11 protein-coding genes are annotated in these 13,406 nt (G+C 63.8%); 5 read left to right on the top strand and 6 right to left on the bottom strand.

Annotated elements, in window-relative coordinates:
* The first annotated feature begins 77 nt into the window (after positions 1-77).
* Entirely contained in the window at positions 78-896 is an 819-nt protein-coding gene (locus ABD928_RS02900) for a PdaC/SigV domain-containing protein (protein WP_187714363.1), read from the top strand.
* Position 897: 1 nt separating this feature from the next.
* Here ABD928_RS02900 and ABD928_RS02895 read toward each other — a convergent pair whose 3' ends face one another.
* The 3 genes from ABD928_RS02895 to ABD928_RS02885 are packed head-to-tail and all read right to left on the bottom strand — an operon-like array spanning position 898 to position 4,727.
* Entirely contained in the window at positions 898-1,278 is a 381-nt protein-coding gene (locus tag ABD928_RS02895) for a YdbL family probable chaperone protein (protein ID WP_187714362.1), read from the bottom strand.
* Between the two features lies 1 nt (position 1,279).
* Positions 1,280-1,447, bottom strand: a complete 168-nt coding sequence (locus ABD928_RS02890; protein ID WP_223276259.1) for a YnbE family lipoprotein — start codon at positions 1,445-1,447, stop codon at positions 1,280-1,282.
* A 52-nt stretch (positions 1,448-1,499) separates the two neighbouring features.
* Entirely contained in the window at positions 1,500-4,727 is a 3,228-nt protein-coding gene (locus ABD928_RS02885; RefSeq protein ID WP_345165906.1) for an intermembrane phospholipid transport protein YdbH family protein, read from the bottom strand.
* A 105-nt stretch (positions 4,728-4,832) separates the two neighbouring features.
* On the opposite strand from ABD928_RS02885, the gene radC reads away from it, so the two are divergent.
* Positions 4,833-5,513 (top strand): RadC family protein, encoded by a 681-nt coding sequence (radC, locus tag ABD928_RS02880; RefSeq protein ID WP_187714357.1) that lies wholly within the window; start codon positions 4,833-4,835, stop codon positions 5,511-5,513.
* 7 nt (positions 5,514-5,520) lie between these two features.
* On the opposite strand, the gene ABD928_RS02875 is transcribed toward radC, so the two are convergent.
* Complete coding sequence (locus tag ABD928_RS02875; RefSeq protein ID WP_223276258.1) at positions 5,521-5,763, bottom strand: glutaredoxin family protein; 243 nt, start codon at positions 5,761-5,763, stop codon at positions 5,521-5,523.
* Positions 5,764-5,870: 107 nt separating this feature from the next.
* Between ABD928_RS02875 and purB the strand changes: the two genes are divergently transcribed.
* Genes purB through ABD928_RS02860 form a run of 3 tightly spaced genes read left to right on the top strand, consistent with a single transcriptional unit; the run spans position 5,871 to position 10,299 of the window.
* Positions 5,871-7,199, top strand: a complete 1,329-nt coding sequence (gene purB, locus ABD928_RS02870) for an adenylosuccinate lyase (protein ID WP_187714356.1) — start codon at positions 5,871-5,873, stop codon at positions 7,197-7,199.
* A complete protein-coding gene (locus ABD928_RS02865) occupies positions 7,196-7,708 on the top strand; it encodes a biliverdin-producing heme oxygenase (RefSeq protein ID WP_345165899.1) in 513 nt (170 codons plus the stop codon). Before purB ends, ABD928_RS02865 begins: the two co-directional genes overlap by 4 nt.
* Before the next feature lie 14 nt (positions 7,709-7,722).
* On the top strand, positions 7,723-10,299 hold the full coding sequence (locus ABD928_RS02860) for an HWE histidine kinase domain-containing protein (RefSeq protein ID WP_345165896.1): 2,577 nt from the start codon (positions 7,723-7,725) through the stop codon (positions 10,297-10,299).
* Here ABD928_RS02860 and dnaJ read toward each other — a convergent pair.
* Complete coding sequence (dnaJ, locus tag ABD928_RS02855) at positions 10,296-11,408, bottom strand: molecular chaperone DnaJ (protein WP_345165893.1); 1,113 nt, start codon at positions 11,406-11,408, stop codon at positions 10,296-10,298. The genes ABD928_RS02860 and dnaJ overlap by 4 nt on opposite strands.
* Positions 11,409-11,464: 56 nt before the next feature.
* A complete protein-coding gene (gene dnaK, locus ABD928_RS02850; RefSeq protein WP_187714354.1) occupies positions 11,465-13,396 on the bottom strand; it encodes a molecular chaperone DnaK in 1,932 nt (643 codons plus the stop codon).
* Between the last annotated feature and the right edge of the window lie 10 nt (positions 13,397-13,406).

Raw genomic sequence — 13,406 nt, 5'->3', positions numbered from 1 at the left:
CTTTATGAAGGGGGCGGGGCCAAGTCAACCGCCGCGAAGCCCTGTCAGCCAACGCTGCAATGTGTACACTCGACGGCATGAGAGCCAGCGTCATAATGCTCGTCGCGCTAGCGGCCTGCGGCCAGCAGTCAGCGCCTTCGTCTGTTGAGGAGAACAGGGCGCGGCCTGCCTCCAGCCAGCAGGTCCGTTCGTCGCCGCAGCCAATCGTGCCCGCCGCCAAGCCGTTCAAGGTCGAGGAGGAAACCAGCCTCTACAGTTTCGCCTACAGCTGGCCGGCGGAAGCTTCCGCGGTACCCGAACTCGTGGCGCGCTTCACTAAGGACAAGGATGAGACAAAAGCCGAGCTGATCGCGGGCGCCAAGGAAGATCGCGATGGCCGGCTGAAGGACGGCTACGACTACCACGCCCACGAGACCCAGAAGCATTATGAGACCGAGGGCCAGTCGGAGCGGCTGCTCAGCCTCGAGAGCAACGTCTACGCCTTCACGGGTGGAGCGCACGGGTCGAGCGGTTCGGGTTCCTTGCTGTGGGACCGCGAGCTGAAGCGCGAAATCTCGATCCAGGACCTGCTCCAGCCGGGGCAGAGCTGGACCGGAGCGATCCGGCAGCCGTTCTGCATCCTCCTCAATCGAGAGCGTGAGAAAAGGCGCGAGGAGCCGGTGAAGCCTGACGACCTGTTCGGCAATTGCCCGGAATGGAAGGAGCTTACAGTCCTCGTCACCGACACGGACAAGAATGGCCGGTTCGATCACATCACGGTGATCGCCGATCAGTATGTCGCCGGTCCCTACGCTGAAGGGGACTACGAGATAACGCTTCCCATCACAGCAACGATGATCGACCGCCTCAAGCCCGAGTATCGGTCTTCGTTCGAGCCCCGGCCTCCGGTGGAGTGAACTAGCCGCAATAGCTCGGCTGGGCGATGACCTGGCCGGGCTGGCGCCGGCGCCAGACACCGTCCTGAAGCAGATAGGCCTCGCCAACCTGCACGCGGGTCAGAAGTTCGCATCCGGTCGCGAGCCCTGCGACCTGCGGCGTCACCCCGCGACGTCGGCCCAGGTCGACGTAGAGCGATCGACGTCGAATGTTGATGGCATTGACCTGCCTGACGACTACCGGCGCCGGCTGGGACGCGATCCCCAGATATCCGTCGTAGCGCTCACCGACCTGCCCCGCGCGGCGGGCAGCCGCCAACTCGGCATAGCCCTGCTGCGCAGGGGCAACCGCCGGAACTGCCGCTGCGAAGGCCGCGACGGCCAGGAATTTCAGATCGCGCATCTTATTGCTTCGGCGTTTGCGGGAAGGCATCCGGGTTTTGCTGAATGAGTTGCTGTGCGTCCTGCTGAAGCCGGACGAGCACCTCCTGCCGGATCTCGACGTTGAGGTTGATTTCGATCGGTTTGTCAGGCGTCTTCACCGTCACGCAGCCCGCCAGCGATATCGCCATCAGGGCGCCCGCACTCAGCCTTGGGATCGATCTCCGGTATTTCATCATCGGCTCACTCGCTTGGCTCTGGGGTTGTAGACACATCCACCTGGTCCTTGATCGGTGGGACATTGGATTGCTGCTCTTCTTCCTTGCGGATGACGCGGGTCTCGGTCGCGAGGCCGGGCGTATCGAGCGGGAAAGGGAGTACCGGCGCGATGACGTCTTTCGGGTCCTTGAAGCCCTTGGCCATCTGGATCAGCGCGCGGAACGGCCCGTGGACGCTGAGATTCACCTTCAGCGGCACCTTCTTGAAGGCGTTGCGAACGAGACCGGCAGCAAAGCCACCGCGGTTGCCAAGCGACACCTCGCCAATCTCGAACCTCGAAGCAAATTCGCCGGCAAGATCGCCATCGAGGCGGATCGTCATTTCGTGATACTTCAGGTTGCTCAGCAGGTCGAAGGCCAGGCCGACCGCGATGCCCGCGTCGGGCTTGGTCCCATTGTAGGTGAAGTCCCCGCCCGGCGGCCGCGAATGCAGCCGGCCGCCGACAACCCGACCGCCGTTCTCGTCGAAAATCATCGGCAGCACGCCGTCGAAGGTTCCGGTGATGGTGATCCCTTCGAACCCGAAGCTGTCGATGAACTGCTTGGCGTCGAAGCCTTCGACCTCGAACGTCAGGCGCTTCGGACTGGGCCGGCCGAAGTTGAGAATCGTTTCATGAAGGATGAGGCGGCCGCCCATGAACGGCCATTCGCCGCGCTCGACCTTCACTAGCTGGTCGGGCAGCAGCTGGTATTTGATGACCCCGTTCTCCACGAGGATACCCGGGTTGACCGTCGCCACCGTCGCGGTCTGGCCCGGGGCGGTGACGAGACCCAGCAGGTCGGTGAAATGCCCCGTCGTGGACAGGCCGGTGACTGGCCCGAAGGGAGCGGCGAGGTCCATGTTCGCGGTGGAGAATTCGCCGGTCGAGGTGACCTTGCCGTCGCCATTCCAGTTGATCTCGCCGCGACCGCGAACCGTGCCCTGAACGAGGGCGATCACGCCTTCCGTCAGCCGTGTCAGCTCTTCCGGCTGCAGGCCTTCGTTGAAGGCGATCCCGGGAACATCGAGAACGGCCTGGCCGCTATCGCTGGCGAGCGAGTGGCGAATGGTGACGTCGGTGACCTTCGTCCCGCTGTCCGGATGCACCAGGGTTCCGCCGGCACGGATGTCGTCTCCGGACAAGGTCACGCGGAAGTCGTTGCTTCGTAGGGTGTAGAAACGCGGGGTCGGATCCCGATCCGAGAGGTTGAGGGCGCCGCTGACTGTCAGGTCGTTCTTGAAGAAGCGCCATTTGCCATCCGCGTCGCTCAGCACCAGCGGCACCGTCCCGATCGTCGAGCGGCCGCCGGCGAAGGTGCCGCTGATCCCGCTGCCGCCGAACGTCCCCTTGAGGTTGGCCGCGTCGAACGCGAATGGCGCCTCGGACCGGCCGATGCGGACGCCCAGATCGGCGGCCGAGAACTGCTGGCCGATGATTTGGGCAGTGTCGGCCCGGAGCTGAAGCGGGGACTTGCCCAGCCGCCCCGCGAGCTGTGGCTTACTGAGTCTTGCTGCGATGCGCAGGTCGCCTTCTGCGGGCTGGGAAACGATCGCCGCGCCGATCGCGCAGACGGGCAGCCTCGTCGGCCCAAACTCGATTTCCCGCATTCGGAACAGCCGCCAGCTGGTAACGATGCAGCCGCGGCCGACAGTGAACGCCCCCGCTGGGCCAAGCGTCCCGTTGAGCGGCAGGCGGAAGGCCTGGACCCGGCCGTCGGGGAACGGTCCGTCGAGAAGCGCAACGGTGCTGAAATCGGTGGCCCCGCTGGCGCTGGCCTGGAACCGGATCGGATCGAGCGCGAGCCGCGATGCCCCCGCCTGGTAGGGGGCGAAGCGCGCCATGCCGGTCATCGGTGCCCCGCTGCGTGGCTGGCGCAGGAGCACCTGGCCGTCGGGAAGGCCGCCACCGGCCATCTTGATCAGACCATCGATGCGCAGGCGTCCCGACGGCCAGTAATATGTGACTCCGTCACCGCCGGAGACCTGAGCGCGGGCGCCTGTCGGAGCCTGGACGTTCGCGGTCTCGATGCGGGCGGCACCTCCGCCGGGATAGTTCACCATCCGAATCGAGCCCGACGCGTTGAACGACTGTGACGCCTTGGCGATGCCGTTGCTGATCGAGACTGCAATCGGACCGATCGGTGTGTCCTTGGCCGCGGCCAGCGGGTCGACGACACTTGCCAGAACCGAACGATCAAGCGCGGCGCCATCGGCGGAATAGTTGGACACCAGTGACAGCGTGCCGGCGGAGGCGCCGATCAGATATTTGCCATCAATCCGGGTGCGGTCGGCATAAATGGGCCCGAGCCGCGAACGCTGGGCGGACGCATCGATCTTTCCGTAAGCGGCGGTAGGCGTACCCGTGAAAGTGACGTTGCCGGTCATCGCCGCGAGTCCATTCGCGCCGGCAACGATGCTTTGCGTCGTCACGCGGGCACTGCCGTCGAAGGCGGTGAAACTCTCGCTGAAGATGCTTTTCAATTCGAAGCGGGGCCGCTGCATCAGCAGGTTACTGCTGGGGCAAGTGAACCGTTCGGCCACGAAGGGCCCTTCGACATGAGGCCGGCGGGCGACCACCCGAACCGCGGTGTAGGCGCGCATGCCGTCGAGGCTGCACTTGCCCATGTCGATCCGTGGACTGATCGCCGCGACATTGCCCTTGAAGCCGCCCGTCAAGTTGCCGGTTCCCGCCAACGCGAACCCCACCGGGCCCATCGGAGTTTGGAGAGCGATGCTGCTGTCCGCGATATCGAGCACGACGTTGGGAAGTGCGAACGGCTCTCCGCTCGGCGCCGGCAGCATCTTGCTGACATCGCCCCAATCGACCTTGCCGTTGACGACCTTGCCCCGCAGGCGGACGCCGCGTGCGACGATGCGATAGACGCTGACGCTCCCGGTTAGCGTCCAGCGTACCTGGATCTGCGCGAAGCGGGCGGTGAGATCCGGGTTCTTGGGATCGCCAATGACGAGGTTGCTAACCTGCTCGGTGCGTAGTCCTACGCGGTCGAGGTGATAGGTCGCCTTGACGCCGCGCTTCTCGAACTGGTCCTCGAGAACTTCGGTCGCGATCGGCTTGCGGGCAATCCAGACGCCGGCGACCGCGATCGTCAGCAGGACGAGGAAAGCGGCGAGGGCGATCGCGGCGACCCGGCGCCAGCCGCGCCGGCGCTCGACACGTGTGCCGCCGGGAGAATCGCCGTCATCGCTCCGCATTGCTGCCATCGGCTCTTAGAAACCCTCCCGCTACGGCCCCGTTCCGTTGGCGACATGAACCCGGCGTTGCAAGCGGTGACCTTTGTCGCCTAGCGTCGGTGCGGGATGGAGTATGTTCCGGGTAACGCGTCAGGGCACCGCGCCCGCCTTCGCCAGCGCCTGTTCGACGGCGGGCCGAAGGCCCTGCTGGATCACGAGCTCGTCGAATATTTGTTGGCGCTTGCCATCCCGCGCCGCGACACCAAGGCGCAGGCGAAAGCGCTGATCGCGCAATTCGGCGGCATCGGGCCTTTGCTTTCTGCCGATCCCGAGAGCCTGAAGCGGGAGGGACTGAGCGACGGCGTCGTTGCCGCCCTCAAGATCGCGGAGGCGACCGCGCATCGCCTTCTAGAGGCTCGCCTCGAAGACCGGCCGGTCCTGTCGAGCTGGGACGCGTTGCAGGACTATCTGCGAGCGGCGATGGCCCATTCGCCGGTGGAAGAGGTGCGAGTCCTTTTTCTCAACGCCAAGAACATCCTGATTGCCAACGAGGCGATGTGGCGCGGATCGGTCGACGAGGCCTCGATGCACGTACGCGAGGTCATGAAGCGGGCAATGGCTCACGGAGCAACCGCGATCATCATCGTCCACAATCACCCCAGCGGCGATCCGACGCCAAGCCAGGCCGATATCAAGTTGACCAGAGAGCTGATGGAGGCGGGACGGCACATGAAGGTCACGGTGCACGATCATGTGATCGTCGGGACCCGGGGACAGTCGAGCTTGCGGACGATGGGCCTGATGTGACTTCCGATCAGGTCGTCGCGAGGTAGCGCTCCAGCTCTTCTGTTCCGCCGATCGGTTGGTCGTCGATCAGAATGAATGGGGTAGTGGCCAGGTTGTTCTCAGCCTTGAAGGTTTCCACCTCCTCGCGGCTCCTCAGGATGCGATCGTCCACCTGGAACCCGCACGCTTCGAGCATCTCCTTGGCACGAACACCGTACGGGCATGTGTGATCCGGCAGGACCATACGAAAAAGCGTGGCTTGACGAGTCATGATACGGGGTCCTCCAGACGCTCTTTCGGAAACGGCCCTAAACATCCCGCGTTCCTCGTCCGAATGCGATTTGATGCATCGCGGCATCCCTGCTAGCCGCCCGGCGCATGGTTCCCCGCTATTCCCGCCCCGAGATGACGGCCATCTGGTCGGCCGAAAACCGCTATCGCATCTGGTTCGCGATCGAAGTGTTTGCGGCGGAGGCGATGGGGCAGGTGGGGATGATCGCGGCCGAGGATGCCGCGACGATCCGCAAGGCGTACGACAGTGACGTTCTCGGCGAGATCGACGTTCCCGCCATCGACGCGATCGAAGCGGTTACCAAGCATGACGTGATCGCCTTCCTCACCTGGGCCGGCGAGAAGCTCGGGCCGGAGCGGCGCTGGCTGCACCAGGGTATGACGAGCTCCGACGTTCTGGACACGGCCCTCGCGGTGCAGCTGAAACAGGCCGCGGACCTGCTGATCGCCGATCTCGACAAATTGCTCGAGGCGCTGAAGACGCGTGCGTTCGAGCATAAACTGACGCCGACCATCGGCCGTAGCCATGGCATCCATGCCGAACCGACCACGTTCGGGCTGAAGCTGGCGCAGGCCTATGCCGAGTTCGATCGCAGCCGCGCTCGCCTGGTCGCTGCGCGCGATGACGTCGCGACCTGTGCGATTTCGGGAGCCGTAGGGACGTTTGCCAATGTCCGGCCGGAGATCGAAGCCCATGTCGCCAAGGAGCTGGGCCTGACGCCGGAGCCCATTTCGACCCAGGTGATCCCGCGCGACCGTCACGCCATGTTCTTCGCGACCTTGGGCGTGATCGCGTCCTCGATCGAGCGGCTGGCAACCGAGATCCGCCATCTCCAGCGCACCGAGGTGCTCGAAGCGGAGGAATATTTCTCGCCCGGCCAGAAGGGCAGCTCGGCGATGCCGCACAAGCGGAACCCGGTGCTCACCGAGAATCTTACCGGCCTCGCGCGCGTCGTCCGCAGCGCCGTCGTTCCGGCGATGGAGAATGTGGCGCTCTGGCACGAGCGGGACATCTCGCATTCTTCGGTCGAGCGCTTCATCGGTCCTGACGCGACGATCACGCTGGATTTTGCCCTGGCGCGGCTGACTGGCGTGGTCGACAAACTGCTCGTCTATCCCGAGCGGATGGAAAAGAACCTCAATCGCATGGGCGGGCTGATCCATTCGCAGCGCGTGCTGCTGGCGCTCACCCAGGCCGGCATGAGCCGCGAGGACTCCTATTCGCTCGTCCAGCGCAACGCGATGAAGGTCTGGGAGTCCGACGGACAGCTTTCGCTGCTCCAGCTCCTCAAGGACGACCCGGACGTCACTGCGAAGCTGACTTCCGAACAGTTGGAAGGCCTCTTCAACCTCGATTACCACCTGAAGGAAGTCGACACGATCTTCTCCCGCGTCTTTGGAGGCGCCAGCGATTGAGCGCGCGTTCGTATCTGCGTTCCATCACCAGGCCGGCCCATGACCGGGTAGACGCACTTTTCTCCGCATTCGATCTGTCGGATGACCGCTCCTACGCGGATTTTCTGGCGGCGCAGGCGGCCGCCTTCCTTCCGATCGAGGAGGCGCTGGAGAAAGCGGGTGCGGCCAGACTGCTTCAGGACTGGCCGCAGCGCCGGCGCTCCGATGCCCTCAGGGCTGATCTCGCCGCTTTGAGCCGGCCCTTGCCAACTCGCGCACGCGCTCCGGACTACGCTGACGAAGCCTCCATCTGGGGCGGACTCTACGTCCTCGAAGGCTCGCGGCTGGGGGGCGCGGTGCTCCGGAAGGATGTCGGAGAGCACCTGCCGAAAAGCTTCCTTAGCCCGTCACCCAAGGGGTCTTGGGCGGCTTTCGTTGCGGAACTTGAACGGAATCTCTACGGCAGCGTTGTTCTTCATCGGGCCGGGGTCAGTGCGCTTAACACCTTCGCCTGTTTCGAGAATTTGTAGGCAAGGGCGTCAATTTGAGCACCAACCGGACTGACCCGTCGCAAGCGGTCGACCTGACGAATTGCGACCGGGAACCGATCCACTTCATCGGAGCGATCCAGCCGATCGGGTTCCTGCTTGCACTGAGCAGCGACTGGATGGTTTCACGGGTCTCCGCGAATTTTGCCGACTTCTTCGACCGCGAGCCGAAGGATGTCATCGGCAAGCCGGCATCGACCCTGCTGTCGCCGGACGCAATCCACGCCATCCGCAACCGGCTGTCGCTTCTGCGCAGCCCGGACGCGTCCGAACGCATCTTCCGCTGCAGCCTATTCCCCGAAAGCCGTTTGTTCGACGTCGCCGTCCATATGATCGAGGGACTGATCATCATCGAGGGCGAGCCGTCGAGCGATCATGCCTATGGCGACGCCACGGGTACCGTCCGGGGGATGATCGCGCGTCTCGACAACGCACCGACGATCGAACGTTTCTTCAACGAAGGCGCACGGCAGGTCCGCGCCCTGACAGGCTTCGACCGGGTGATGGTCTACCAGTTCGACGAGACTGGGTCCGGTGCGGTGGTCGCGGAAACGGCCAAGCCTGGCATTGGCAGCTTTCTCGGCCTGCATTACCCGGCCAGCGACATCCCGAAGCAGGCGCGCGAGCTCTACAAGCGCAACTTGCTGCGCGTGATCACCGACATCGACAGCGAGCCGGTCCCGATCGTGCCTGCGCTCAACGAGCGCAAGGAGCCGCTCGACCTCTCATTGTCGGTCCTCCGAACCGTCTCACCGATCCACATCGAATATCTGCGAAACATGGGCGTGCGCGCGTCCATGTCGATTTCGATCATCGTCGAGGGTGAGTTGTGGGGCTTGGTGGCGTGTCACCACTACAGCCCGCGCTGCCCCAGCTTCGAGCGGCGTTCGGTCGCCGAGCTGTTCGCCCAGATGTTCGCGATGCGGATCGAGTCTCGCGAGCGGAAGGCGATGGTCGAATATGAACATCGCGCACGGGACATCTCCGATCGCCTGCTGAGCATCATCGCCTCGGACGAGTCCCTGCTTGGCGATCCGATGATCCTCAACGACATCATGAACGAGGCGATCCCGGCCGACGGCGTCGGCATCTGGCTCAACGGCAATTACGCGTTCGCCGGATCGACCCCCGATACGCGGGGGTTCGCGGACATCATCAATGCGCTGAACGGCGCCGCCGCGCAAAAGATCTACGCCACCGACCACATCGGCGACCTGGTGCCCGACGCCGAGCGCTACATGGACCAGGCAGCGGGAATGCTCGCCATCCCGATCAGCCGGTCGCCGAGGGATTATGTCGTCCTGTTCCGGCAGGAAAAGGTGCGGTCGGTGCGCTGGGCCGGCGACCCGCACAAGCCGGTCGAGTTCGGTCCGAACGGTCCGCGCCTGACGCCGCGCGAAAGCTTCGAAGAGTGGAAGGAGCTGGTTCGCGGCCGGTCGAACAAGTTCACGACGCCGGAGCTCCGGGTGGCTGAGACACTTCGGGCAACCTTGCTCGAGGTCGTGCTGCGAATGGCCGACGAGGCCAGCGTGCATCGCCGTGAGGCAAACGAGCGGCAGGAGCTGTTGATTGCGGAGCTGAATCACCGCGTTCGGAACATTCTATCGTTGATACGTGGGCTCATCCGCCAGTCGCGGCCCGGCCTTGAAGGCAATATCGAGGACTTCGCGAAGACCATTGATCAGCGCATCCATGCCCTTGCGCGAGCACATAATCAGATCACTGATGATCGCTGGGGCCCTGCGCCGCTCCGCGCATTATTCGATGCGGAAGTCGCCGCATTTGTCAGCGACAAGAAGCAGCGCATCCACCTGGAGGGTGAGCCGGCTCAGCTCAACCCTCAGGCCTATTCTTCGATGGCGCTCGTTATTCACGAACTCGTCACCAACAGCGCCAAGTATGGAAGCCTCAGCGACAACGGTGACGTGAATGTGAGCTGGGCGCGCGACAAAGCGAACTCGCTTGTCATCGACTGGGTTGAGGTCGGTGGACCTCCGGTGGTCGAACCAACCCGAAAGGGGTTTGGATCGACGATCATCCAGCACAGCGTATCCTATGATCTGGGCGGAAGCGCGGAGATCCAATTTCCGCCCGAGGGCTTCCGCGCCCGTTTCGTGATTCCGGCCAAGCATGTCGTTAAGCCAGAAGAGAATGGCGAGACGAGGGTCCGCGCTCCGCATCCGGATATTGCAATCACGTCGACAGACTTCGACCCGCAGTTGATTGCCGGTAAATCCGTGCTCCTGGTGGAAGACAGCCTGATCATCGCACTCGACGCCGAGGATGTCCTTCGCCGCCTGGGTGCGAAGAAGGTGGCGACAGAGGCGACGGTTCCCGGAGCGATCGCGGCGATCGAACTCGAGCGGCCGGACATCGCGGTCCTCGACATCAATCTCGGTGACACGACCAGCTTTTCCATTGCCGATCGGTTGGCAACGTTGGAAATCCCGTTCCTCTTTGCGACAGGCTATGGCGAGCAGGCACGGCTTCCAGACCGCCTCATCGACCGTCCGGTAATTCAGAAGCCCTATACCTTGGGGATCCTGTCGAGGCGGTTGCCCGAAATCCTCTAGAGCATGTCGCGGATCCGGCTGAAGAAGCCCTTCGAAGCGGGGCATTCGTCGCCGGTTTCGGTCTCGCGGAACTCCTCGAGGATCTTCTTCTGCTTGGAGTTGAGCCGTGTCGGGGTCTCGACCAGCACGCGCGCGACCAAATCGCCGCGTCCACGTCCGTTAAGAACGCTCATACCTGCTCCGCGCTGACGAAGCTGCTCGCCGGACTGGATGCCGGCGGGGATCTTGAGTTCGATCGTCTTGCCGTCGATGCCGGGCAGGTCGATGGCTCCCCCGAGGGCCGCTGTCGTGAAGGTCACCGGGCATTCCGCGATCAAAGTTGTGCCTTCGCGGGCGTAGACCGGGTGGCGCTTCATGTGGACGAAGATGTAGAGATCGCCGCCGGGCGCATTGCGCACACCCGCTTCACCTTCACCGGCAACACGGATGCGAGTGCCTTCGTCGACGCCGGCCGGGATGTTGACGGTCAGCTTGCGGCGCTTGAGCGCGCGGCCTTCGCCTTCGCAATTGTGGCACGGATCGGCGATCACCTGGCCGCTGCCACGGCAGTTGGGGCAGCCCCGCTCGACCATGAAGAAGCCTTGCTGAGCACGAACCCGGCCGTGACCGCCGCAGGTGTTGCAGGTCCTCGCGCAATCTTCGGAATTGCAGCCGCGGCCCTCGCAGTTTTCGCACTGGGCCATCGCTTCGATGGAGATCGTGGCTTCAGTGCCGCCAAACGCGTCCTCCAGCGACATTTCCAGATCGTAGCGAAGGTCCGCGCCGCGCGCCGGGTTTTGCTGCCCGCCCGCGCGGTCTGCAAACTCTCCGAAGATCGACGAGAAGATGTCGGAGAAGCTTTCGAACCCGCCGGCACCCCCGAACGGATCGCCACCGCCACCGTTCTGGAACGCCGCTTTTCCGAACCGGTCGTAGGCGGCGCGCTTTTGTGGGTCCTTCAGGCAATCATAGGCTTCGTTGATCGCCTTGAAATGCGCTTCCCGGTCCGCGCAGCCGTTGTGGCGATCAGGATGATGCTCCTTGGCGAGCTTGCGATAGGCGGCCTTGATCGTCTCAGGGTCCGCGCCACGCTGCACGCCAAGAACGTCGTAATAATCCTGATCCACCACTTACACGCCCCCGGTACGCGCGGCTGACGCCGGCTGGGTCACAGCCGGCATCGCCCTTAGCCCTTGTTCTCGTCGTCGACCTCGGAGAATTCCGCATCGACGACGTCTTCGTCGGGCTGCGACGAAGTGCCTTCCGCACCGGCTTCACCGGTGGCGGTACCGGCCTGCTCCTGCTGGGCCTTGTACATGGCCTCGCCGAGCTTCATCGCCGCCTGCGCGAGCGCCTGCGTCTTCTGCGTCATCTGGTCGGCATCGCCGCCTTCAACCGCAGTCTTGGCTTCGGCGAGCGCAGTCTCGATTTCGGTCCGTGTAGCCTCGTCGACCTTGTCGCCATGCTCCTTGAGCTGCTGCTCAGTCGAGTGGATGAGGCTTTCGGCCTGGTTCTTGGCCTCGGCCGCACCGCGACGCTTCTTGTCGTCCTCGGCGAACTGCTCGGCTTCCTGAACCATCTTCTCGATGTCGGAATCCGACAGGCCACCAGACGCCTGGATGCGAATCTGCTGTTCCTTACCGGTGCCCTTGTCCTTCGCCGTCACGTGCACGATGCCGTTGGCGTCGATGTCGAACGTGACCTCGATCTGCGGCACGCCGCGCGGAGCAGGCGGAATTCCGACCAGGTCGAACTGGCCGAGCACCTTGTTGTCGGCAGCCATTTCGCGCTCGCCCTGGAAAACGCGGATGGTCACCGCGTTCTGATTGTCCTCGGCGGTCGAGAAAGTCTGCGACTTCTTGGTTGGGATCGTCGTGTTGCGGTCGATCATGCGAGTGAACACGCCGCCCAGCGTCTCGATGCCCAGCGACAGCGGGGTCACGTCGAGCAGGAGCACGTCCTTGACGTCGCCCTGAAGGACGCCGGCCTGGATCGCCGCGCCCATGGCGACGACTTCGTCCGGGTTCACGCCGGTGTGCGGTTCGCGGCCGAAGAATTCCTTCACCTTCTCACGCACGCGCGGCATGCGGGTCATACCGCCAACGAGAACGACGTCCGCGATATCCTTGGCGTCGAGCCCGGCGTCCTTGAGCGCCTTCTTGCACGGTTCGATGGTGCGCTGGATGAGGTCGTCGACCAGCTTTTCGAGATCGGCGCGGGTGATCGTCTCCACGAGGTGGAGCGGGGTCGTTGCGCCGCCTTCCATGCGGGCCGTGATGAACGGCTGGTTGATCTCGGTCGTCTGGGCCGAGGACAGCTCGATCTTCGCCTTCTCGGCAGCTTCCTTGAGGCGCTGCAGAGCGAGGCGGTCGGTGCGAAGGTCGATATTTTCCTTCTGCTTGAACTTGTCCGCCAGGAAATTGACGATGCGAGCGTCGAAATCTTCGCCGCCGAGGAAGGTGTCGCCGTTGGTCGACTTCACCTCGAACACGCCGTCGCCGATCTCGAGGACCGAGACGTCGAACGTGCCGCCGCCGAGATCGTAGACGGCAATCGTCTTGCCCTCTTCCTTCTCGAGGCCATAGGCGAGCGCGGCCGCGGTCGGCTCGTTGATGATACGCAGCACTTCAAGGCCCGCGATCTGGCCGGCGTCCTTGGTCGCCTGCCGCTGCGCGTCGTTGAAGTATGCGGGAACGGTGATGACCGCCTGGGTGACGGTCTCGCCAAGATACGCCTCGGCGGTTTCCTTCATCTTCTGCAGAATGAAGGCGGAAACCTGCGACGGGGAATAATCCTTGCCGCCGGCCTGGACCCATGCGTCGCCATTGTTGCCCTTGACGATCTTGTAGGGGACGAGCTCCGTATCCTTCTTGGTGATCGGATCGTCGAAGCGGCGGCCGATCAGGCGCTTCACCGCGAAAATCGTGTTGTCCGGATTTGTGACCGCCTGTCGCTTCGCAGGCTGTCCAACGAGGCGCTCACCTTCCTTGGTGAACGCGACGACCGACGGGGTCGTGCGCGCGCCTTCGCTATTCTCGATGACCTTGGGCTTGCCGCCTTCCATGACAGCAACGCAGCTGTTGGTCGTGCCCAAGTCGATGCCAATGACTTTGGCCATATCTAGTCCC

Source organism: Sphingomonas daechungensis (genome assembly GCF_039543105.1).
GTDB classification, from domain to species: domain Bacteria; phylum Pseudomonadota; class Alphaproteobacteria; order Sphingomonadales; family Sphingomonadaceae; genus Sphingomicrobium; species Sphingomicrobium daechungense.
Note: the sequence above shows the minus strand (reverse complement) of the source record. Positions and strands in the feature narration are given on the sequence as shown.